The organism is Thermodesulfobacteriota bacterium, assembly GCA_025062045.1.
Lineage (GTDB): Bacteria > Desulfobacterota > Syntrophorhabdia > Syntrophorhabdales > JANXAF01 > JANXAF01.
This window is the reverse complement of record JANXAF010000002.1, coordinates 132,302-155,447: the sequence shown is the minus strand read 5'-3', so window position 1 is coordinate 155,447 and position 23,146 is coordinate 132,302. Positions and strand designations below refer to the sequence as shown.

At 42.6% G+C, this 23,146-nt stretch carries 21 protein-coding genes and 1 pseudogene; 12 read left to right on the top strand and 10 right to left on the bottom strand.

Features of this window, described 5'->3' with window-relative positions; genetic code table 11:
* Positions 1–44 precede the first annotated feature (44 nt).
* The 3 genes from ligA to pgsA are packed head-to-tail and all read left to right on the top strand — an operon-like array spanning position 45 to position 3,249.
* Positions 45–2,069 (top strand): NAD-dependent DNA ligase LigA, encoded by a 2,025-nt coding sequence (gene ligA, locus NZ583_02390; GenBank protein MCS7280465.1) that lies wholly within the window; start codon positions 45–47, stop codon positions 2,067–2,069.
* A gap of 6 nt (positions 2,070–2,075) precedes the next feature.
* Positions 2,076–2,693: a lytic transglycosylase domain-containing protein gene (locus NZ583_02385; GenBank protein ID MCS7280464.1), complete on the top strand. Its 618-nt coding sequence runs from the start codon at positions 2,076–2,078 to the stop codon at positions 2,691–2,693.
* Positions 2,677–3,249, top strand: a complete 573-nt coding sequence (pgsA, locus tag NZ583_02380) for a CDP-diacylglycerol--glycerol-3-phosphate 3-phosphatidyltransferase (GenBank protein MCS7280463.1) — start codon at positions 2,677–2,679, stop codon at positions 3,247–3,249. Before NZ583_02385 ends, pgsA begins: the two co-directional genes overlap by 17 nt.
* Positions 3,250–3,751: 502 nt before the next feature.
* On the opposite strand, the pseudogene NZ583_02375 reads toward pgsA, so the two are convergent.
* A pseudogene (locus tag NZ583_02375) lies at positions 3,752–3,949 on the bottom strand (DnaJ domain-containing protein).
* Between the two features lie 75 nt (positions 3,950–4,024).
* Positions 4,025–5,929: a selenocysteine-specific translation elongation factor gene (gene selB / locus NZ583_02370; protein ID MCS7280462.1), complete on the bottom strand. Its 1,905-nt coding sequence runs from the start codon at positions 5,927–5,929 to the stop codon at positions 4,025–4,027.
* Between selB and NZ583_02365 the strand changes: the two genes are divergently transcribed.
* Positions 5,888–6,445, top strand: a complete 558-nt coding sequence (locus NZ583_02365; GenBank protein MCS7280461.1) for an ATP-binding protein — start codon at positions 5,888–5,890, stop codon at positions 6,443–6,445. The two genes, selB and NZ583_02365, sit on opposite strands and share 42 nt — an antisense overlap.
* A 58-nt stretch (positions 6,446–6,503) precedes the next feature.
* On the top strand, positions 6,504–6,962 hold the full coding sequence (locus NZ583_02360; GenBank protein MCS7280460.1) for a hypothetical protein: 459 nt from the start codon (positions 6,504–6,506) through the stop codon (positions 6,960–6,962).
* Here the strand turns inward: NZ583_02360 and NZ583_02355 are convergent.
* From NZ583_02355 to NZ583_02335, 5 genes are read right to left on the bottom strand one after another with little or no spacing between them, the layout of a single operon-like run.
* Positions 6,959–8,182 carry an ABC transporter permease gene (locus NZ583_02355; protein ID MCS7280459.1) on the bottom strand — a complete coding sequence of 408 codons (1,224 nt, stop codon included), beginning with the start codon at positions 8,180–8,182 and terminating at the stop codon, positions 6,959–6,961. The genes NZ583_02360 and NZ583_02355 overlap by 4 nt on opposite strands.
* A 6-nt stretch (positions 8,183–8,188) precedes the next feature.
* A complete protein-coding gene (locus NZ583_02350) occupies positions 8,189–9,394 on the bottom strand; it encodes an ABC transporter permease (GenBank protein MCS7280458.1) in 1,206 nt (401 codons plus the stop codon).
* Positions 9,381–10,055, bottom strand: coding sequence for an ABC transporter ATP-binding protein (locus NZ583_02345; protein MCS7280457.1), 675 nt, complete (start codon positions 10,053–10,055; stop codon positions 9,381–9,383). Before NZ583_02345 ends, NZ583_02350 begins: the two co-directional genes overlap by 14 nt.
* Positions 10,052–11,194: an efflux RND transporter periplasmic adaptor subunit gene (locus NZ583_02340; protein ID MCS7280456.1), complete on the bottom strand. Its 1,143-nt coding sequence runs from the start codon at positions 11,192–11,194 to the stop codon at positions 10,052–10,054. Before NZ583_02340 ends, NZ583_02345 begins: the two co-directional genes overlap by 4 nt.
* A 10-nt stretch (positions 11,195–11,204) precedes the next feature.
* Complete coding sequence (locus tag NZ583_02335) at positions 11,205–12,485, bottom strand: TolC family protein (protein MCS7280455.1); 1,281 nt, start codon at positions 12,483–12,485, stop codon at positions 11,205–11,207.
* A 113-nt stretch (positions 12,486–12,598) separates the two neighbouring features.
* Here NZ583_02335 and NZ583_02330 point away from each other — a divergent pair, with 113 nt between their 5' ends.
* From NZ583_02330 to kdsB, 3 genes are read left to right on the top strand one after another with little or no spacing between them, the layout of a single operon-like run.
* Positions 12,599–13,552: a serine acetyltransferase gene (locus NZ583_02330; protein ID MCS7280454.1), complete on the top strand. Its 954-nt coding sequence runs from the start codon at positions 12,599–12,601 to the stop codon at positions 13,550–13,552.
* A 33-nt stretch (positions 13,553–13,585) separates the two neighbouring features.
* Entirely contained in the window at positions 13,586–16,429 is a 2,844-nt protein-coding gene (gene uvrA / locus NZ583_02325; protein MCS7280453.1) for an excinuclease ABC subunit UvrA, read from the top strand.
* Positions 16,426–17,166 (top strand): 3-deoxy-manno-octulosonate cytidylyltransferase, encoded by a 741-nt coding sequence (gene kdsB / locus NZ583_02320; protein ID MCS7280452.1) that lies wholly within the window; start codon positions 16,426–16,428, stop codon positions 17,164–17,166. Before uvrA ends, kdsB begins: the two co-directional genes overlap by 4 nt.
* On the opposite strand, the gene NZ583_02315 is transcribed toward kdsB, so the two are convergent.
* The 3 genes from NZ583_02315 to NZ583_02305 are packed head-to-tail and all read right to left on the bottom strand — an operon-like array spanning position 17,146 to position 20,087.
* Positions 17,146–18,390, bottom strand: a complete 1,245-nt coding sequence (locus NZ583_02315) for a 2-hydroxyacyl-CoA dehydratase family protein (protein ID MCS7280451.1) — start codon at positions 18,388–18,390, stop codon at positions 17,146–17,148. The two genes, kdsB and NZ583_02315, sit on opposite strands and share 21 nt — an antisense overlap.
* Positions 18,391–19,518 (bottom strand): 2-hydroxyacyl-CoA dehydratase family protein, encoded by a 1,128-nt coding sequence (locus NZ583_02310; protein ID MCS7280450.1) that lies wholly within the window; start codon positions 19,516–19,518, stop codon positions 18,391–18,393. It abuts the gene before it with no gap.
* 11 nt (positions 19,519–19,529) lie between these two features.
* Positions 19,530–20,087: a DUF4398 domain-containing protein gene (locus NZ583_02305; protein ID MCS7280449.1), complete on the bottom strand. Its 558-nt coding sequence runs from the start codon at positions 20,085–20,087 to the stop codon at positions 19,530–19,532.
* A gap of 131 nt (positions 20,088–20,218) precedes the next feature.
* On the opposite strand from NZ583_02305, the gene NZ583_02300 reads away from it, so the two are divergent.
* The 4 genes from NZ583_02300 to NZ583_02285 are packed head-to-tail and all read left to right on the top strand — an operon-like array spanning position 20,219 to position 23,144.
* Entirely contained in the window at positions 20,219–20,599 is a 381-nt protein-coding gene (locus NZ583_02300) for a hypothetical protein (GenBank protein ID MCS7280448.1), read from the top strand.
* Between the two features lies 1 nt (position 20,600).
* Positions 20,601–21,644 carry an AI-2E family transporter gene (locus NZ583_02295; protein MCS7280447.1) on the top strand — a complete coding sequence of 348 codons (1,044 nt, stop codon included), beginning with the start codon at positions 20,601–20,603 and terminating at the stop codon, positions 21,642–21,644.
* A gap of 35 nt (positions 21,645–21,679) precedes the next feature.
* Positions 21,680–22,159, top strand: coding sequence for a 5-(carboxyamino)imidazole ribonucleotide mutase (gene purE, locus NZ583_02290; GenBank protein ID MCS7280446.1), 480 nt, complete (start codon positions 21,680–21,682; stop codon positions 22,157–22,159).
* 7 nt (positions 22,160–22,166) lie between these two features.
* Positions 22,167–23,144, top strand: coding sequence for a P1 family peptidase (locus tag NZ583_02285; protein MCS7280445.1), 978 nt, complete (start codon positions 22,167–22,169; stop codon positions 23,142–23,144).
* The last annotated feature ends 2 nt before the right edge of the window (positions 23,145–23,146 follow it).

The window sequence follows — 23,146 nt, the reverse complement described above, 5'->3', positions numbered from 1 at the left end:
CTCTTTGTACGCCCAAAATTGAGAATCTGCTATAATAAACATATATGGAACGGACCGTCCCTCCAGAAATACAGCAAGAGATCAAAAAGTTGGTGGAAGAGATAAACTACCACAACTACCGGTATTACGTATTGGATTCTCCTGTAATTTCCGATGAGGAGTATGACAGGCTCTTTAGGCGTCTCAAGGAGCTTGAAGAGCGTTATGGATACATACTCCCAGATTCGCCAACCCAAAGAGTTGGGGCTCCTCCACTCGACAAATTCGAGAAGGTAAAACATCGCGAGCCCATGTTATCTCTCGATAACGCCTTTTCGTACGAGGACGTTGAAGAATTCGACGAGAGGGTAAAGAAATTTTTGAAGACTGAAGGTCCCATTGAGTACACTGTTGAACCAAAGTACGATGGGTTGGCAGTAGAGTTAACTTACGAAGGAGGATTTCTCAAAGTTGCTTCGACAAGAGGGGACGGTTATGAAGGAGAAGATGTCACACTAAATATCAAAACTATAAGAAGTATTCCAATTAAGATTGACAAAGAGGTTGTGCCAGAAGAGATCGACATAAGGGGAGAAGTTTACATGGACATTGAGGAGTTCGAGCGCCTAAACAGGGAAAGAGAAAAAAACGGCGAACCCCTCTTTGCCAATCCTAGAAACGCTGCGGCAGGTTCCGTAAGACAGCTCGATTCTTCGATCACGGCGAAAAGGAAGCTCCATTTCGTTGCTTACGGACTAGGATTTTCAAAAGGGCTTGAGTTCAAAACTCAGGAACAGTTCATAAGGTGGCTCCAGTCTGCCAGATTTCCAGTTCCTCATGAGTTCATAGTGGTGACTGGAATAAAGGAAGTTGTAGACGCCTTAAAGGAACTGGAATCGAAAAGAAAAGATTTTCCCTTTGAAGCGGATGGAGCTGTAATAAAGGTAAACGATTTTGAGTTGCAAAGAATTTTAGGGGTAAAAACAAGGGAACCGAGATGGGCTATCGCTTACAAATTTCCAGCGCACCAAGGCACAACAAGAATCATAGACATAAGAGCCTCCGTAGGCAGAACGGGAGTTTTGACTCCTTACGCTATATTTGAACCGGTAAGGATAGGAGGGGTAACAGTCACAAGATCGACTCTTCACAATTTTGACGAGATGCGAAGGAAGGACATAAGGATAGGGGATTACGTGATAGTCGAAAGGGCAGGAGATGTCATTCCCCATGTAATCGCCCCAATAAAGGAGAAAAGGACAGGCTCTGAGAAGATATTTCCAATCCCGGATGTTTGCCCCGAGTGTAAAAGCAAAGTTGTAAGGGTTGAAGGTGAGGTGGCAATAAGGTGTGTGAACATCAACTGTCCAGCCCAGGTTATTGAGAGAATAATCCATTTTGCCTCCAGGAACGCATTGAACATTGAGGGGCTCGGAGAAAAAAACGTTGAACTTCTCTACTCCTTTGGTCTTCTCAAAAACCTCACCGACGTTTTCAAACTGAAAAAAGAGGATCTTTTAAAACTTCCCAGGTTCCAAGAGAAGTCCGCATCGAACTTGATAAACGCGATAGAGAGAAGCAAAAACACAACCCTTGCCAGATTCCTTTTCGGATTGGGAATATTACACGTGGGTGAATATGTCGCAAAACTTCTGGCTAGACATTTTAGAAACGTGGAGGACCTCTATGGCATAGAAAGGGAAAGGATACTAGAGATAAAACAGATCGGAGATAAAATAGCCCAATCAGTATCTGACTTTTTTGGACGGGACGAAAACATAGGGGCCATAGAAGAGATGAAGAAGATGGGATTAAAAATAGAGAATCCCGATTATGAAGGCGAACAAAAGGAAAAAAGGGAACCTTTGAAAGGTCTCACTTTCGTAATTACAGGAAGGCTTCCGGAGGAAAGGTCAAAGATCGAAGAACTTATCGAGTCTTTAGGTGGGCATGCCTCTTCATCTGTATCTAGAAAAACCGATTACCTTATAGTAGGGGAAGATCCAGGCTCAAAACTTGAAAAAGCTAGACAATTGGGGGTAAAGACGATAACTTACGAGGAGTTCAAAAAACTAATTGGGGAGCAATGAGGCAAAATGGGGTTAGAAAAGAGAAGGCTTACGTTAATCTGTTTATCCCTTTTTTTTATCGTTTTTGGCCCATCCCGGACACACTGCGCCATTTACTCATACGTTGACGAAGAAGGGGTGATCCATTTTACAAACGTTAAACCAAGAAACAAAGAGTACAAGATAGTCATATACGGGACAAACCCTTACGAAATCAAAGAGACAGGCATAAGAAGGAATCGAAAATACGATCCTATAATCTATTATTACTCAAGAAAATTTAACATCGATCCTCTTCTCGTTGTGGCCATGATCATGGCTGAATCTAATTTCGATCCCTATGCGGTCTCAAAAAAGGGTGCCATGGGCCTTATGCAGATAATGCCTGAGACGGCAAGGATGTTGAATCTTAGGAACGTTTTTGATCCAGAGGAGAATATAAGAGGTGGCATTATGTACTTAAGATTACTTAAAGACTACTTTAAGGGAGATCTAGACCTCGTGCTTGCCGCGTATAACGCGGGACCGAAAAGAATAATAGAGAACAGAATGGCTATCCCTCCCATAGATGAGACGGTTAACTACGTAAAAAAAGTGAAGAACCTTTACAGAAAGCTTAAATCCTTGAATGAAGACTCAAGATGAAAAGGTCCACCTTTGGACTTTGCCAACAGGTTTAAGCTTTGCAAGAATTCTTTCTGTTCCTCTCATCTGCTTTCTTATTTCCCTGGAGGAGAACCGTTTCTTTCTCATCTCTTTTTTTCTCTTTGTTTTTGCAGGAATAACTGACGGATTGGACGGTTTCTTTGCAAGAAGGCTGAAGATTAATTCGAAGTTTGGTGTCTACATAGACCCGGTCGCTGATAAAATGCTTGTTGCATCCTGTCTTATAACTCTCTCATATTACCGGATAGTTCCACTTTGGCTCACGCTTCTTCACGTTCTTAGAGAATTCTTTGTCAACGGTTTAAGAGGGCTTTATGCAAGTGAGGGGGTCACCATTTTTCCAGGAAGGTCAGCAAAATTTAAAACCGCATTGCAAATACTTGGCATTTCATTGATCCTTTTTAACCGCTCTTTTCCTGAGCCCATCTTCCAACAGGGAATTTATCCGGAGCCGGGTCTAATAGTTCTTATCATCGCTTTGTTTTTCGGCCTATATTCGGCAGCCGAGTATCTTTTCACGATAAAAAAATCGTGACCTATGGGCTTACCTTATTAATGAATTTTTTTATGGCTGAGAAGATCCTTTTAAGAAAAGGTTTTCTTATCCGGACTGTAAGATATATGTCCCTTTTCGGAAAAAATATTCCGTCACCGAAGGCCCCTTTCAATCTTATCACTTGACCATCTTTTATGTTCCGCGGAATCGTCACTATGAACTGCTTGTCGAGCCTTTTGTCATAGTAGGAGACTTTGTTTCCAACTCTTGCGTCTTCCTCATCGATATAGATTGTCCCGCTCAAATCCTCGTCATACCATTTATCTCCCCAGGGGACATTGCGGATAAGAAACTTAAAAATCGGCACTTGGAAAATTGTATAGAAATAGAAGAATCCTCTCTTTTTAAAGCCAGCCGCGTAAAAAGCACGCGATATCTCATCTAGAAGCTCGAATATATCCGAGCCTCTAAATATGTCCTCCTCCGAATAATCCTTTCTGAAGTAGTCATACGCTCGATCTCCAAACTCTTTCCGCAGTAAATCATACTTTTCTCTCTTTTTCGGGTCCGAAAGGACAGCGTAGGCCTCGTTTATCTCTTTCATTTTATCCAAGGCCCTAGGATCGTTTTGATTTCTATCAGGATGATATTTAAGGGCGAGTTTTCTATAAGCCTCTTTTATGGTTTTCTCGTCCGCGTTTCTAGAAACGTTAAGAATTTCGTAGTAGTCCTTGGTCATAGCTCTTTTGGCACACTTTTGCCATTAAGTTTCCAGACATGGATCGGAAAAATGACCATCCTTGGAAGTTATACATCAAAAGCTTATCTCCCTTAAGACCCTTTTATCCCCTTTTCTGATCGTTATCTTCACTTCATCCAGATATTCCAGAAGAGGGATGAGATACTTTCTCGATATGTTCACAACTGACTTTATCTCAGATGGCGAGGCTTCTCCTTTCTCCTTAAGAAAGCTCACAACCGCAGTTCTAAATCTTTCTAAACTTTCCGGGTGAATGTACATATCTTTTTTTAGCTTTACAACCTTTCCCTCATACACGAGCCTCTCTAAGAAGTCTCTCAGCATGTTCTCCGGGTGCTTAAGTTCCTGGTTCAACTCCGAGATGGAAGGGGCACAGAGGTCGTATTTGTGGAGCCTGGAAATAATCTCCCTTTCTAGGGAATCGATATCCATTCCTTCAGGCTTTTTGAGTTTGTGTCTTATTCTGTCTTTTTCTATCTCTAACTGTCCTTCCTTTACCAGAGCATCTAAAACGAAAACGAAGAAACTATCCTTCACCTTCGGCAATCTCTGTTTCAATTCCTCCCTTGAAATCCCTATCTTTAAAGGATTCCGTTCGTGAAATTCTTGGAGAATCTCAATAAGTTTTGACTTATAAGCTCTGACAAACTCTTCATGCATCACATGACTCGAGATAACAAGGACCTTCCCTTCTCCCATCAAGCTTGATATGCCTTCTTCAAGCTCCTTTGAATTCAGTCCGGAGATCGCTTCAAGTTCGGCAAGAGACAACCCCTCATAATCCCTGTCTTTTACGAACAATTCGAGCCTGTCTTTCGGGGATCCATTTCTCAAAACGTTGTATATCAGGCCTAGCTCTGGGCGTTTCCTCTTATGCTTTTTTGCCGTTACATCGAGGATAACACCACCTCCTATCGTCTGCGAGGGGAAATATGATCCCCTTATGATAAAGTTGTCTTTAGGCATTGCCACAATCGGTTCCAAAAAAACGAACTGGCAGAAAAGCTCTTCACCCGGCCTTATCTCGTCTTTTTCTAGGATGATAAGTCTTGCCTCCCTCTGAGCAGTGCCTATGTGAAACCGTAAGATCGTATCGCTCTTTATCGGTTTTATCGGAAGGTCGAGTAACTTAAGCGAAACATCCACTCTTATACTAGGGATTAGACGGCCTGGCTCGCCGATTACCACACCCCTTTCCAGTTCTTCTTTGTCAATACCTTGAAGATTTAAGGCGACCCTTTCCCCGGCAAACGCTTTCTGCCTTTCCTCATAGTATGCTTGAATCGATCGCACTTTCGCGTATCTATGGATAGGGTAAATCTCTACTTGCTCCCCCACTTTTACGCTTCCGGAAATGCAAGTTCCAGTTACAACAGTACCGTGCCCTTTCACTGAAAAGACTCTGTCAACGGGAAGCCGAAAAATGCCTTCTTTAGACTTTTCAGGCACGTCTTTGGCAACTTCCATTATAGTACTTTTAAGAAGAGAAATATTCTGTCCAGTAACTGAAGATACCGGTATTATTGGCGCCTTTTCGAATGGTCTTCCCTTCAAAAAATCCTTTACATCCTCTATCACTAATTCAAGCATCTCCTCATCTACGAGGTCTATCTTTGTTACGGCTACGATAGCCTTTTTTAACCCTAAAAGTTCACATATATCCACATGTTCTTTCGTCTGAGGCATCACACCCTCATCGGCTGCAACAACGAGAAGAACCATATCTATTCCCCAAGCTCCGGAAACCATGTGCCTTACGAATCTTTCATGTCCTGGGACATCAACGATTCCTAAAAGGAGATCCTCTCCCCCTTTATAGTAGGCAAAACCGAGTTCGGTCGTTATTCCTCTTTCCTTTTCGACCTTAAGCCGATCACAATCTATTCCTGTCAAAGCTTTAATTAGGGCAGTCTTTCCATGATCCACATGACCAGCTGTACCGATTACGATCCTTTTCACGGCAAGATAAATTTACAGGGATTCTTAGGTATTTGCAAATCCGTTTATGCCATGTTAGGGATAATTACTATGGAAAAGAAGAATCCATTTTGGAGCGAAGGTATTCCAGGACGAGAGATCACTTTAGGTACTGACGAAGGTTCCTTACTTACACTTACTGATTTCATCTGTGCCCACGCCTGGGAGGCCGGTTTTGAAGACTCTAGAATAGAAGAGATAAGAAATGCGAGCTATCTGGCAATGAAAAACATAGCAGAAAACGCATATCAAAATAAGGGTGGCGAGATATCAGTTGAATGTTCAGTAACAGACGCTGGCTTTCTCATTGTGATCATAACAGATTACGGCAGGCCTTACAACATGCTTCTTTCGGATATCGAACCATACCCAGCCGAAGAAGGAAGGAAGAGGGATGAATCGGTAAGACTTATAAAGAAACTGATAAAGAACGTTGAGTACAGAAGGGATGCTTCGAGAAACGTGCTGATTTTTACGATCTCTAAACCGCTCTTTTGATTTCTTCACTGCCTAATACCATTGACAGTCTCTTCGAACTTATGCTCAAATAGAGACCGTGCGAAAAAAAAGAATCAAAAAGGAAATAAAGGAACCTGACTTTTTCATAAAAGCTGTAAATTGGTTCCAAACTTACATAAGAACACACCTAAGGCTTGTTATTATCCTTTCTTCTAGTGTCGTTTTAATAATCTGCCTTTTTATCCTTTACGCCTGGCACGAAAAAAAAAGGGAGAACGAGTTACAGTACGAGCTTTCAAAAGCGGCCGTTCTTTTTCGGCAGTCAATATTGACCGGAAATGAGTCTTATCTTTCTCAGGCGGAAAAGATCTTTCTAAAGATCGCTAAAGAAAAAGAGGGGACTTTATCAGACATCGCAAGATTTTACCTCGCTCGGATAAAGGAGATGAGGCAGGAAAAGAAAGAGGCAAAGAAAGATCTTGAAGCTATAAGTCAGTCTTCCCAATCTTCTATCCTTAGAGACCTCGCAGAAAGAGCGCTAAGAGAGCTAGACTAAGAGGAGAGGACCTCTGTCGGCTCATATGTGGTTGCTCTCATAGCAGGATAGATCCCTGCAATGATTCCCACAAAAACACATACCGAAAGGGCAAGAATTAAATTCTTTACCGAAACTTTGAAAGGGAAGTCCCCTATGGCGTCAACTATGATCGTCGCTGCAAAACCGAAAAGTACACCACTTATACCCCCGATAAGGGAAACGACAGTCGATTCTCCAAGAAACTGAAAAATTGTGTCTTTCTTACTCGATCCGAATGCTCTTCTTATTCCAATTTCTACTCTTCGCTCTGTAACGGAGAGTAACATTATAGCAAATATCCCTAACCCACCTATGAGAAAGGATATGATTGATGAGATGACGGTAAGAATTGACACAAGCCTTGTTCCCTCTTCTTTTGTCTTCAAAATGTCTTCCACTGTAAATATTGAGAAATCGTCCTTTTCCTCAGGCTTCATCTTTCTTACAGAACGCAAAAAACTCCTTATCTTTTGTTTTACGTCAGATAGTGGAACCCCTTCCTTCACCTTTATATAGGCTCCCTTCACATAGTCCACATTGCTGTACCTCCGCATAAATGTTTTGAGGGGCATATAGACTACGAGATCTTGATCCTGCCCGAAAAGATCAGAACCTTTCTCGCTCATCACACCAATTATTTCAGTCGGCACCCTATAGATGAGAAGGTATTTACCTATCGGGGAGAAAGGTGCAAAGAGATTCTCGTAGACCTTGAACCCCACAACCGCAACCCTTTCTAGATCCTCTTCCTCTTTATCTGTAAATATCCTTCCCTCAAAGATCTCCACATTTCTCAGGTTAAAAACACCATTTTCTGCACCAACAATTAGGGCTGTTACTTTCTTTTCGCCGAACCGCAAAGGGTACGAACTATCGAAAAATGGAACAACTTCTTCGATTTCCACTAAAGACTCTTTTATGCTTTTTATATCCTTCATTTTTAGAGTTCTTGCTTCGCTGAACTGGGCAGATGTCCTCCCAGCCACATGAAAGATGCCCGATCTTAAGATGATGAGATTTTCGCCAAACCTCGAAATTTCCATCTCAAGCTTTGCTTTAAGTCCTTCACTTATGTTTCCAAAAGCTACTAGGCTCATCACAGCAAAAAGGATTCCCAAAAGGGAAAGAACCATTCTCTTTTTATGAATTAGAAGGTTTCTCAGGGCTATCTTTAAGTGAAAAATTAAAAGATCCACCATCTAAGATTACGATCTTATCGCCTCTATGGGCTCGATTCTACTTGCTTTCATAGCAGGTCTAATCCCTGAGATAAGGCCGGTCAAAAAACTGAATAAGACCGCGAAAAGGATCACTTTATGGGTAAAGACCATAGGAATATTGAAAAACCTTTCGAACGTGCCACCTAAAAGAAAGCTTAAACTGACCCCTACAATTCCTCCGATAAGTGTTATAGTTATGGACTCGAAGAGAAAAGAAATGAGTATACCTCTTCTTGAGGCACCATAAGTTCTCCGTATGCCTATGTCCTTTCTCCTCTCGTCAATAGTAAGATAAAAGAGGTTTGCCAAAACAAATCCGCTCACAATCAATGCTATGCATGAGGCAGTGCCTAAAAAAAGAAAGAGTGACCCAGATATGACACTTACAAAATCATAGATGTCCTTAGCGCTCCTTATTGTGAAATCGTCTTCCTGTCCCTCAAGAATACCATGGTTTCTCCTCAAAACTTTCTTTATATCTTCCATTGTCTCTTCTGGATCTCTCAAAGTCTTAAGCCTTATGAAGGAGAGATACTTTCTCTCATTGGAAAGTCTCTCCATTACGGTCGATAAGGGGAGTATGATTCTGTCGTCTATGTGGGGACCACCCACCGTACCACCTCTTTCCTCGAGGACGCCAATGACTTTTACAGGTAGCCGTCCAATGATAATCCATTTTCCTACGGGATCTTCCATCTCAAAGAGCTCTCTATACACTTTCCAACCTAGAACACAAACCGCCTCACTTTTTTTCTCGTCCTCGTCGTCAAAGGGACCACCCATACGAAAGTTCCAGGAGAACGAGGAAAAATAGTTTGGTGTGGCTCCAACTACAAGTGTCTGCCATTTTTTGTCCTTATGCTTTACCGTCTGAGCTCTAACACCGAGAACCTTCACAATGTGGTAAATACCAGCTATCCGCCCTATAGCTTCCGCATCATCGTGGGTAAGTGTGTTGACCCGTATCCTTGCCTGCCTCTGTCTTTCGCTTCCGCTAAAAACCATGATCGAATCGGGACCCAGGGACTCAAAGATGTCTTTAGCCTTTTTATTTGCACCCTCTATCGTCGTAACTATTATACTTATTGAGAGTATCCCGAGAGCAACTCCGGAAAATGAAAACAGGACCCTGAGTTTATAGAAATAAAGGATCTTAAATGTCTCCCTTAGATACTCTTTAAGCTTTAACATCCTCGGTTATAACTCCATCCGCTATTTTTAAAACCCTTCTGCCAAAGCTTTTCACATTCGGGTCATGGGTCACACATATGACAGTCTTTCCCTCTTTGTTTAGCATTTTAAACAACTCCATTATCTCCGTTCCAGTTTTAGAATCGAGGGCGCCAGTTGGTTCGTCCGCGAGGATAAGGTCGGGATCATTAATAAGAGCTCTCGCAATTGCCACTCTCTGTTGCTCCCCACCTGACAGTTGGCCAGGCTTACTATTCATCCTGTCTTTGAGGCCAAATTTTTCAAGAAGCTCCCTTGCTTTTTCTCTAGGGTTTTTTATCTTCTTGTCCGAGTATATTATGGGAATGAGTACATTCTCCAGTGCCGTGAGGTATGGTAAAAGGAAGAACTGCTGAAATACGAAACCTATGTGTCTATTTCTAAGTCGAGCCAGTTTTTCGTCAGAGAGTCCATCTATGTTTTCACCCATAAAATAGTATTCACCATCGGTTTTTTTGTCCAAAAGCCCTATAATGTTTAGGAGCGTTGTCTTTCCGGAACCGGAGACACCCATGACGATTGCGAACTCTCCCTTTTCAATCTCAAGATCGATCCCTTTAAGAACGGTTATCTCCCGATCACCTAAAAAGTAGCTCTTTTTGACGTTCCTTAATTTTATCATCGGCCAGGTTTTTTTACGCCTAGCTTAGAATGAGGGGCCTGCTTTTTGGGCGTAAGAAGGACGATCTCGCCTTCTTCGAGACCAGATAAAATTTCTGTATGCCTTTCGTCTCTGATACCCAATACTACCGGTCTTTTTTCAATGCCGCCCATTTTCTTCACATATACCACATACTTTCCGTCCTCAAATCTAATCGCCTCATTTGGGCACAAAACTACGTTCTCTTTTTCTTCTATTATAATCCTTACGTGGGTAGTCATCTCAGGCCTTAAAAATTTTGCATATTCCGGATCAATTTTAACTATTGCCAGATAATAGACTATGTTTTGCATAACCTGAGGTTGGGGGTAAATCGTTGAAATTTTTCCCCTAAACTTCTTGTCTTTATGGGCATCGACCCAATATTCAACCCTCATTCCTGGTTTTGTCCTTCCAATGTCTGTTTCGTCCACGTATATCCACATTTCTAACTTTCTCGTATCTATGATCGTTATCAGATTGACGGCCGAAAGACCAGTCACAACGGTCTCTCCCTTCTGGGTTGTAATCTCGGCCACATAACCGGAGATTGGCGAGTATATGGAGTAGTAACTAAGTCTCACCTCCAAAGCTTTAAGTTTTTCCTCAAGGCCTTTAAGTTTTGCCTTGGAAAGTTCTAGTTGGGCCTTTGCCATATCAAGCTCTTTTTTTGCCCTGTCAACACTGTCCTTGGTTGTTAAATCATGGGAAAGAAGGACAAGCTCCCTCTCGTAGTTCTTTTCGCAGTATAGATAATTAGCAAGTTTTGCCTCTATGTCCTTTTTCTGCTCTTCTATTTGAGCCTCAAGCTCTCTTTTATTTGCCTGGATTTCCCTGTCGTCTATACGGGCAATTAAGGCCCCTTTAGGAACGTAATCTCCAACCTGAAATGGAAGCTCAACTATCTCTCCTGTAGCCCTTGTTCCCACTTTAACTATTGCCCCAACTTGAGCTTTGATGATCCCTGTCTGTTCAGTGAAGTGAATGATCTTTCCTCTCCTGATTTGGGCCTCTTCCTCAAAATTTTTCGATTTTTCAGCCCTCTTCGCTGTGGTATAATAGGCCGTAAGGCCCGCACCCACAAGGACCAAAAGGAGTATGACGACTAGTCTTATTTTCATTGAAGAGCCTCTAATATTCTTTGAGATAAGCGACCTTTTCCAAAAGGGAGAGGGCGATATTTGCCTGGACGAGAGAAATTATATACTTTTCCTTTGCGTGGGTTAAGTCTTTTTCGCTATTAAGAACACTTAGAATATCGCTTTTGCCAACCCTGTATTCTCCTAAGGATTGTTCGAAGCTGGCTGCCGCTTCCTGAACCAGTTTTTCATGGAGTTCCACATTTTTTACCGACATTTCGTAATCGTAGAGGGTCTCGAGCGTTTCAAGTTCTGCCAACCTTCGCTTCTCCAAAAGATTCGCGTAAGCGGAGGCAATCTCCTTTTCCACGCTCTTTAACGTGTAATACCTTCCCACACCATCGAATATGGGCAAATTCAAAGATAAGAAGAATTGATCAGACCGACGCTGGGGAAAAAATGTTGAATCATGCCTTGAATGTTGCACATCCGCATCGATCTTTGGATACCAAACGGCCTTCCTCTCTTTATGGACCATTTCTAACTTTTTTAGCTCTTTTTCCTGTGCCAGTAATTCCGGTCTAGAGGAGAGAGCCCTTTTTAAGAGTTCTTCCTTTTGAAACTTAATCGCAGGCTTCTCCAAAGTCCCTTCAACTTCTAAAATTTCTTCCTCCTTCGCTAGGAGAATCGATTTTAACGCCAAAAGAGCCTTTCTATACTCCATCTGTGCGTTTTCGTACTCTATCGCTAGGGATTCCATTCTAAATTTTGCCTGAAGCACATCACTTTTCCTTGCCACACCTACTTCGTATCTTGCCTTTGTGAGGTCGAATATTCTCTGAGCTATATTCAGTGATTCCTTTTTCAATTGCAAAATTTCTTTCTTTCCAAGAGCTTCGTAAAAATGTTTCTTTATGTTGAAGGCCACATCTTGTCGTACCCTTTTCGATTCCTCGATACTTTTCTCATAAGTAAAATAGGCGCCCCTTCTTCTTGCATACCTTTCCCCGCCATCAAAGATCCGATAAGAAATCACCCCTCCGAATCGATAAGTGTCCCTTTGAAAATCAAAATTAACCGTATCTAGAGATTTTACAGGCGAAAAAACCCTAGAGTATGAACTTTCGAGGTCGAATCGCGGAAGATACGGGTCTATGGTGGAAAGGTAAGTGAATTTCGCCTTCTTTGTAAGCTCTTCCTGCTCTTTTACTGAATAAGAAACGGAAAGACCCCTTTTTATGCTCTCCTCAAGAGTTATAGCTCGGACATTTGAAGGACAGATCACAAGAAGTAAAAAGACGGCTGACAACTTGATTAACTTCAGACGATCCATGGATCTAAATTTTACTTACTTTGGGTTTTTTCTATCAATACTTCTTATCACTTATAGGCTATTTTGGCCTTTAGTTTTGTCATTTTTTTCCAAAATAAGGTAAAATTAGCCCCATGAGTAAGTCCCAAAAAAAGAAAAAAGTCTGCAATAGGCCCCTTCAAAAGAAAAATTACAGTCGAGCCATAGCCGCCTCTGTTGAAAGGATGCTAAAGAACTACAAAAAGGGGGGGAGGTTTACACACATAGAACCCGAACCGATACCCTCCAGGGTCAAAGTTATTGACATTATATACAGAGCGATAGAGCTCATATATCCAGGATACCACACTCTCGAGAGGCTCGATGAGAACTCCATAAGATACTACTTCGGCCAAAAATTTACAGAGCTCTTCAATATACTCTCCGAACAGATAACCTTTGCCTATAGGCACGAATGTATAAGGTACGGTAAACCCTGCATTCCATGCGACGAGTTCGGGTACGAGGTGGCTTTGAAGTTTTTAGACGAGATACCTCACCTACAGGAGATCCTCGCAAAGGATGTCAAAGCCGCATACGAGGGTGATCCGGCATCCAAACACTATGATGAGGTTATATTTTGCTATCCCGGGCTTTTCGCAATCACCGTATATAGGATCGCCCACTTTCTCCACGTAAACGGTGTGCCTTTGATCCCTCGAATTATGACTGAATACGCCCACAGTAGAACAGGGATCGACATCCATCCTGGAGCAAAGATCGGTGAAAGCTTTTTTATAGATCATGGAACTGGTGTTGTTATCGGGGAGACAACAGAAATAGGCAATAGAGTGAGGATATACCAGGGAGTAACGCTAGGAGCCCTATCTTTGAGTAAAGAGGAATGTGAATCTTTACGGAATAAAAAGAGACATCCAACTATAGAAGATGACGTTATAATCTACGCAAATGCAACTATTTTGGGTGGTAACACAGTAATAGGAAGAGGGTCAATCATAGGCGGAAATGTCTGGCTTACGGAATCTGTCCCGCCTAATACGGAGGTCTACTTAAAAAAGCCTGAACTCATGATGAAAAATAGGTCTTAAGTTACTATCCATCTTCATTTTAGGTCTCCAAGCATGGATAAAATAATCGTAAAAGGTGCAAGGCAGCACAATTTAAAAAATATCGATGTCATAATCCCCAAAAACAAGCTCATTGTTGTAACGGGGCCCAGTGGCTCCGGAAAGTCGAGCCTCGCTTTCGATACTATATACGCTGAAGGCCAGAGAAGATACGTGGAATCCCTCTCCTCGTATGCAAGACAATTTTTAGAACTCATGGATAAACCCGACGTGGACTCCATAGAGGGACTCTCTCCCGCAATAAGCATAGAGCAAAAGAGTTTGAGCAAAAATCCGAGGAGTACGGTTGGGACCGTAACAGAGATTTACGACTACTTAAGGCTTCTCTTTTCAAGGATAGGGCATGTCTTCTGCTACAATTGTGGCAAGGAAATAAAAAGCCAGCACGTACCTCAGATAGTCGATACCATTCTTGATCTAGGTTACGGGACTAAGATCTCCGTATACGCCCCAATCGTGAGAGGGAGGAAGGGAGAATACAGAAAAGAGCTCGAGGAACTACGCAGACAAGGATTCACAAAGGTAAGGATCGACGGTATAATGTATGAACTTTCCGAAGAGATAAATCTGGACAAGAACAAAAAACACGAAATAGACCTCCTTGTTGACAGGGTAGTTCTAAGGGATGGAGCAGAGAGAAGACTTTTCGAATCGATCGAACTCGCTCTTTCTAAAGCGCAGGGCCTCGTAAAGATTGAGACCGATTCTGACACGTATCTTTTTAGCGAAAATTTTGCCTGTCCTGACTGCGGGATAAGTTACCCAGAAATTACTCCCAGGATGTTTTCCTTCAATAACCCCTACGGGGCCTGCCCAGACTGCTACGGGCTTGGAGTTAAAGAATACTTCGATCCCGCCCTCATCGTACCCAACCCAGATCTCTCTTTAAGGGAAGGAGCCATTGCTCCGTGGGCAGACAAAAACCCCGTCCATCTTTTTTCTTTTCTCGAATCAATCGTCGACTATTACAAGATAGACATCAGAAAACCATTTAAGGAACTTCCCGATGAGATAAAGAACGTCCTTCTTTTCGGAACTCGGGGAAAGGAGATACCTTTTTACGTCGATAGGGGTTCGAAAAGGGAGATCGTTAAAAAACCCTACGAGGGGGTTATAGCAGAATTGAAACGGGAATGGGAAAACGCAAGTCCCTGGGAGCGCGAAAGGCTTGAACGATTCATAAATGTCGTTCCGTGCCCTACTTGTGGAGGCGCCCGTTTGAAAAAGGAGATGTTATGGGTGAAGATAGGGGGGCTTAACATACACGAAGTCTCCCGAATGACAGTGGAGCAGGCACTAAGTTTCTTCAAAAACTTGACCCTTACCGAGAAAGAGAGGGAAATTTCAAAAATGATACTTAAAGAGATCACATCCCGGTTGCAGTTTTTACTCGACGTTGGTCTTGACTATATAACGTTAGACAGGACTTCCGCGACTTTATCCTCAGGAGAGGCTCAAAGGATAAGGCTTGCAACACAGATAGGCTCAGGTCTTACCGGCGTCCTTTACGTTTTGGACGAACCTAGTGTAGGGCTCCACCAGAGGGACAACGAAAGACTCATAAAAACTTTAATTCGTCTTAGAAATCTGGGTAATACGGTAATTGTGGTCGAACACGACTACGAAACCATAGTCCAGTCGGATTATGTTATCGACCTTGGGCCCGGAGCAGGAGAACACGGGGGTTATCTTGTCTTTCAGGGAAAACCTCACGACCTTGCCAATCGCGAAGACTCCCTCACTGGAAGGTATCTCTCTGGGAAACTCAGGATAGAGACTCCCAAAGTTAGAAGAAAGCCTAAGGGATTTATCACTATAAAGGGTGCGAGGGCTAATAACTTAAAGAACATAGACGTATCGATACCTCTTGGGGTCTTTAGTTGCGTAACCGGGGTTTCTGGCTCGGGAAAGAGTACCCTTATCGTTGACACACTCTATCCTCTTCTCAAGCAGAAGCTTTATAAATCGAAGGAAAAAGCAGGAGAGGTAACAGGGATTTACGGATACGAAGCAATAGACAACGTCATAGACATAGATCAGTCCCCTATAGGAAGGACTCCCAGATCTAATCCTGCAACTTATACGGGTGTCTTTTCTTACATAAGAGAAATATTTTCCAGGCTACCAGAGTCTAGAATCCGCGGTTACAGAGAGGGTAGGTTCAGTTTCAACGTTAAGGGAGGAAGATGTGAGACTTGCAAAGGGGAAGGTTACGTAAAGATAGAGATGCAATTTCTGCCTGACGTTTACATAGTCTGCGACCAGTGTAAAGGCAAAAGGTATAACAGGGACACCTTAGAGATTCTTTACAAAGGGAAAAGTATAGCCGATGTCCTCGAAATGACGGTTACAGAAGCTATGGATTTCTTCGATGCGTATCCCCAAATAAAGAAAAGGCTAAAGGTGCTCTACGATGTCGGATTAGGATACATAAGGCTTGGGCAGCCTGCTACTACTCTTTCTGGCGGAGAAGCTCAAAGGATAAAGCTTTCCCGTGAACTGTCAAAAAGGGAAACTGGAAGAACCCTTTATATCCTTGATGAGCCAACAACTGGTCTACATTTCTCTGATATAGAAAAGCTCATCAAGGTGCTAAACGAACTTGTAGAAAGGGGAAATACGGTCGTAGTTATAGAGCACAACATGGATGTGATAAAATGCGCTGACTACATCATAGACCTCGGTCCTGAAGGAGGCATAAGGGGTGGGGAGGTTGTTGCAGTTGGAACACCGGAAGAGATCATGGAATGTGAAAAAAGCTATACTGGAATCTTTCTAAAAAAATATTTGGCTCAGACAGAACCTCTCAATTTATCTAAAAGTAAGGCTGCCCTATGAGACTCATCGCCATACCCGCAAGGTTCGGATCTAAAAGGTTACCTGGAAAACCTTTAAGACTTTTGGGAGGTAAACCGATCCTTAAGTGGGTCTACGAAAAGGCGCTTATGTCCAAAAAGAAGGATAGGATAATTATAGCCACGGATGATGAGAGGATAAGAGATCTTGCCCAGTCATTCGGCTGTGATGTTGTAATGACAGGAAAAGAAATCTCGAGCGGGACCGAACGTGTATTTGAGGCAACAAAGGATCTTGACGCAAAAATCATAATTAACCTCCAGGGTGACGAGCCCTTCATGGATCCCTCCCTCATCGATAAGCTCTTCGATTACATGGAAGAGACGGAAGAAAGCATGGCCACTTTTGCAACAAAGATATTTGATGATGCCGAATATAAGAATCCCCAATGTGTGAAGGTGGTTCTAGATAAGTACGCTTATGCCCTCTATTTTTCTAGGTCACCAATCCCTTATTTCGTCCGAAAAGAAAGAGCCGATATTTACAAGCACATTGGTATCTATGCCTATAGGAAGGAATTTTTGGAAAAATTTGTAAAAATGGAAAGGGGTATACTTGAAGAGGCAGAATCTCTTGAACAGTTAAGAGTTTTAGAGAACGGCTTTAAAATAAAAGTCTTACTGGTAGAATATTCTGGTTTTGGAATCGACACACAAGAAGACTTGGAGAGAGCAGAGCGAATGCTTTTAGGCTTACAGTCATCCCCTTGCCAGGTTTAACTTTTCCAAAGTTTCGAAGTACGCCTCAATCCTTGTTCTTATTTGGGTTTCCGAGTAAAACCTTTGGTCCCCCATATCGCTTTCAAAGACAAGTGCAGGTATACCCGTTCTTTTTGTGAGGATCTCTTTTAAGGTTGGTACAGCGAAGGAGACGGCCTTACAGCTCCTATTCATGAACATGAGCATCCCGTTCAAAGAATACCTTTCAAAAAGCTCTAAAGCCATATCGACCCTCTCTTCGAGTGTCACGTTTGAAAACCTTGAAACGTAATTCTCAGAGAGAGTGTAAAGTGGGTCCTTGTCGAGGTCAAATTCAAAGCTCCAGGCATGAACGTAAAGGGAGGTTAGAATCACAGCTCCATAAGAGCTCAAAAGTTTCGCATGATCACTGAACTTATACCATATAGGAAGATTCTCCCAGTAAAGCCTGAACCTTTCCTTTTCTTTTGGAAGGACACCTATACCCTTTTCCACTTTTTCCTGGATCTCGTCGCAAAGTGTTCTATAGTATTCCACGCACTGCGGTGTACCCCTTCTGTACACGGTTATTGCCATTCCTATGAGAGCATCGAAGATGCTAATAGGCGAAGGTTTGTATTGGGCCATATCCAGGAATCTTCTGTAAAGTAGACTTGCCTCCCTCGAATACTTAAGAACCTCCCTAAGTCTGTCGTAGTCGAACTTTCTCTTAGTTAGATCCTCAATCAAAGCTATGAGTTCTTTCAGCTGCATCACACAGTACTTAACAATCTCTTCCCTAGCCCTTCTATCCCGTATGTACTGTGGTGTATCAAAAACAAAAAGGGGTAGTCCGCCTCCTTTTCTGGACAATACCTCGAACCATTTAGTTAGTGTAAAGCACTGGGCGTTACACGCAAGGAACATGTCCGGTTCAGGAATCCCCCTTGTTACCGTACGGCCCGTTGCCCTGTAGGCAAGGTCACACCTCGCGTATGCGCAAAGGTGACTCGAGTAGCCCAACCCTTCGACAAATGAACACATCTCTGCACCCTTTTTTGCCACTAGATTAGCAACCGAGTGATTTTCAGGGTAGATTGGAATTATGTCATGGGCAACGAGGATCTCAACCGGCGAGATGGCTGTCGTGTAGCAGACGATTCTACCCTCCTTTTTGGCTCGAAATGCCTCTTCAAGGTACTCTTCCGTTATCTCTTTTGATAAGATTTGGGATTTGGTCATTTCTTTTTTTTGCTTTTCGCTCATCTAGATCCCCTTTATTGATTCGATAAACGCTTGAAGTCTCGTCCTTATATGGGACAGAGACGTTGTCTGATATTCAGTCTCTATTACATGCATCGGTATCCCTTCTTGCTTCATCATCCTTTTAAGGTCTGGAAGATCGTACTCCTGGGACTCGCAGAATTCAATGTGTACGTAAATTACAGCCTTTGCGTTCTTCTCTTTGTATAGTTTCTTTATCTGTTCGAATTCTGCAAATACGTTTCCGTGAATAGGTGAGAAGAAGCCCCTTTTGAAGTGCCTTTCAGTTAGCTTATCAATCAGATCTTCCCCGTCTTCCACTTCCCCTTCTAAGTAGCGACTTCCAATAAGCAGATTGTCTGCAATTACGTTCAACTTTAACTCGTCGAATAGTCCGTATATCTCTATGGGCTCACAGGTGATTCCACAAAGGATGACATCAATGTAACCTTCCTTTTTGCCAGGTTTTAGGCTATCCTTGATCTTTTTCAAGGATCTATTAAACTCACCTTTATCCACCTGCTGAGAGATCTTGACCATTGAAAAGAATTCCTTCGAGGAAACAGACGAAGGATTCTCGTTCTTTATCGAGTATATCTCCTTAAGAAGCCTTTTATTCTCGTTATGAATCTCCACGGATCTTTTAAGATCCGTGGGCCCCAGATCTTTTCCGGAAAAGTTTTTTAAAGAGTCGATAAGTCTATCTATTTCCTTTCTCACCCAGTACTTTGCGCTCGGTCTGTCAACCTGGCGGGGGGCAAGAAAGCTTTCAAAGTAATCAGCTTTTACGTTTATCCTCCATATGTCAGACATGTGTTGTGTCGTATCGCAAACTTGGGGCAGTACGAACCCGTCAAAGAGATCGGTCTCGTAGCTTAATACAAGCTCAAGGTTACTTCTTGCAAGGGAGCAGGCGTTATCAGGAAGGAGGGCTTGGGCCCTCTTTAGCGGTTTGGTTGTGCCCATAAGGGTGACAGGCAAGATGTCAAAAGCCTGTATCACCTCTTCGGGCACATCAGCAAAGGTTGTTCCTATGACCTTTTTGCCGGACTTTCTCTTCCATTCCCTGATGGAAGGATAAGGATCACTGGCACACCTGACAACATCTTCAAGGGACATATCTTCCCACATGAATTCCTCTCTTACTTTTTCATCTCTTTGACTTTTTCATTTATCTCATCCATAAGGGCCTTCGCCTTATCTCTAGCATCTTTTAAGTTACCCTTGTCAAAGTTCTCTTTTGCGGACGAAAGCTCACTTTCCCATTTACTTAATAACGTTCTCGCCTCTTCCCTAGATATGATTTTCTTTTTTACGACCTCAGGAATCATCTTTTTCGTTTCCTCTATGGAAGTTCTTATGTCGCTCAGAAGTTTTTCCGTCTCTTCCTTCATCCTTGCTTTTCCGGATTCGATTTCAGTTTCGGCTTGTCTAGCCAGCTTTTCTGCCTCCTGAGCTAACTTCTTTGCCTCCTTGTATTTTTTCTCATTTACGAGAGACTGTGCCTTACTTAGAGCCTCTTCAGCCTTTTTGTAAGTCTCTTCGGCATAGATATGGGCTTCCTTCGCCTTAGCATCGCTTAGAGCCTTTTCCGCAGTCTCTAATTCTTGCTTTGGCGGTTTTGCACAACCAAAGACCAAAAAGGCAAAAATAAAGGAGACAAAGAGTGATAGAATCGTCATCCCGCGCAGCCTTCTCATCTTGCCCTCCTACCCAAGAGATTATAGAGGAACAGTAAAGATTGTTATATAATAAGCACAACCTTGCCCCTTATGCAAGAACAATCAATCCTCTTGAAGCTCCAGACAGTTTACTGTACTATTAGATCTGCATGGAATTTTGGCTAACAATCTTAAGTGTGACTCTTCTTCTTTTGGCGGGTGCCTTGATCTATACCCTTTTTCGTTTAAAAATGATGATTGAGAGAGTGGACTCCATTATAAAAACCCTGGATGAAAATCTGCCAACTATACTAGAAGACTCAAAAACTATCTTGAAAAATCTGAAAACTTTGCTTGAGGATTCCCTTCCCTTAAGGGAAGAGCTTGCGAGCTTATTGAAGGTTTCAAATAGACTCCTTTCTCTTTTCGAGATGGTAAGTCCTGATCCAAAAGGTTTAAGATCAGTAGTAGAGGGGTTAAAGACTCTAATCTCTTCTTTATTTTTAAGATTCTTCTCAAAGTGGGAAGGGAAGAAGGACACGGAAAGGTAGCATGCTAAAGAGGAGCAGATTCTACTATCTTATCCTCTTTTTTTTAATCTTCGCTTTGGGGTACGCAACCTATCTCATAATAAGGCCCTTCATATCACCGATTGCATGGGCAATTGTTTTTTCCATAGTCTTTTACCCTTTTTACGCTTTTTTAAATAAGTACCTTAGATGGAGGTCTTTATCTTCGTTCCTTACCGTCATCATCATTCTTCTCATGATCTTAGGACCCATTGCCTATTTTTCATACTCTGTGGCACGCGAGATTGACGAGATTTTAAAGGCCATAAAAGGGGAGAGGATGGAGTTCGTAGACAAAATAGTCGCTGACCCCAGGTTTCAGAAAGGAATCGAAAAGGCCATGGAAAAACTCTCTATCGATCGGGAGAGGTTCACCGAGATCCTTATCCACACACTTTCCGATGCGGTAAAAAGTCTCCTTAAGAAACTCAGGGTAACAGTTGAGAGTATCCCTTCATTCTTTATGGATTTTTTGTTAATGCTAATCTCTATCTATTTCTTTTTAAAGGATGGCCCCTATTTCATCGAAAGGGTGAGCAACTATTTGCCCTTTGCTCCAGAACAAAAATCGATCCTTTTTCGCCAAATAAGGGACATAATCGTTACTACCATATACGGAGGTGTGGTGGTCGCCCTTTTGCAAAGTCTCGCAGGTGGTTTTATATTTCATCTTCTCGATGTTCCCAGGGCTTCCCTTTTAGGATTCGCCATATTCTTTGCCTCCTTCGTTCCGATCGTTGGCACATTCGGCGTGTGGGGACCAACCGTTTTTTTTCTTCTCTACCAGGGTCTTCTCGCCAAAGCTATAATCCTTTTTGCCTTCGGTTTTGGTGTGATAAGCATGATTGATAACGTTGTGAGGCCCCTTATCGTTAGAGAAAAGGTAAAAATGCCTCTTATACTTGTTTTTTTTAGCATCCTTGGCGGAATAAGTCTTTTTGGACTTCTCGGAATCATAATGGGTCCTCTTATTGTGGCCCTTTTTGTATCGGTCCTTGAAATATTCCGCTTTACAGAGGAAAAGTGAGAAATTTCTGTTGAAAACAAAAAGGAGGTTCGTGTATGATAGAAACTGCCGCAATGGACAAAAAACCAAAAGTTCTTATTCTCGTTGGAAGCAAAAACGATCTTCCAAAACTTGAAGAAGCTTTCAATTTTTTAAGAGAAATGGGTGTGGAATTTGTAGCAGAGGTCTCTTCAGCTCACAGGAATCCGGAAAAAACAGTGGAATATGCGAAGACTGCAAGGGATAAAGGTATTGAAGTTATAATAGCAGCTGCGGGACTCGCTGCCCACCTTCCCGGAGTTCTTGCAGCCCATACGACATTACCGGTTATAGGTGTTCCTCTGAGCGCCGGTGCTATAAAGGGTTTAGACTCTCTTCTCTCAATAGTTCAGATGCCAAGCGGCGTTCCTGTTGCAACTGTCGGTATAGATGCGACAAAAAATGCGGCTATCCTTGCCTGCCAAATACTTTCAATAAAGTACGAAGAGATAGCTGAGAGACTCAAAAAGTTTAAAGAAGAATTAAAAAGTAATTGAGAAAAACATGAGGAACGCCATCACAGATGTACCCGGCATAAAAGTCGGACACTCTTCGGACTTTAAAGGTTATACAGGCTGCACAGTCATACTTTGTGAAAACGGTGCTACTTGCGGTATCGACATAAGGGGAAGTGCCTCAGGTACGAGACAGATCGATGCTTTAAGTGTAAGCCATGTAGTAGAGCATATCCATGCGATTCTACTTTGCGGTGGTAGTTCTTTTGGACTTGAGGCAGCTCAGGGCGTTATGGCATACCTGGAGGAAAGAGGAATCGGTTTTGACGTAGGTGTAAGAAAGATCCCAATAGTTCCTACGGCTGTCATATTCGATCTCGCATTCGGTGACGCTTATGCAAAACCGACCCCCGAGATGGGTTATGAGGCATGCAAGTCTTCCTCGTATGAGGTTTCCGAAGGAAGTGTAGGTGTTGGTGTTGGTGCTACGGTCGGCAAAATTTTCGAGATGGAAAGGGCTATGAAGGGCGGGGTTGGGACGAGTAGTATTGTGATGCCCAACGGTCTTATCCTCGGTGCACTTTGCGTCGTTAACGCTTTTGGCGATGTTTTAGACAACGTTACCGGAAAGATAATAGCCGGTGCTCGAAAAGACTCTAAGAGTTATGAATTCGCCGATACGATGAAATGTATGCGGGAAGGTTACGTAAAAAGACAGTTTGCAATGGTCAATACAACTTTGGGAGTAGTTGCGACGAATGCCAAGTTCGATAAAAAGGATATAACGAAGGTAGCCCAGATGGCCCACGGCGGCATAATGAAGACGATAAGCCCGGCTCATACAACATTTGATGGGGATTTGATATTCGCATTGTCTACAGGAGAAATTGAAGCAGACATAAACTTAGTCGGTGTCCTTGCCGCATTTGTTGTAGCTGAAGCAATAAAAAGGGCAGTGAAGAAGGCTGATGGGTTCGGCATAATTCCAGCATTCAAAGATATTTTTAAGGGTTCAAAGGTCCCATAAGA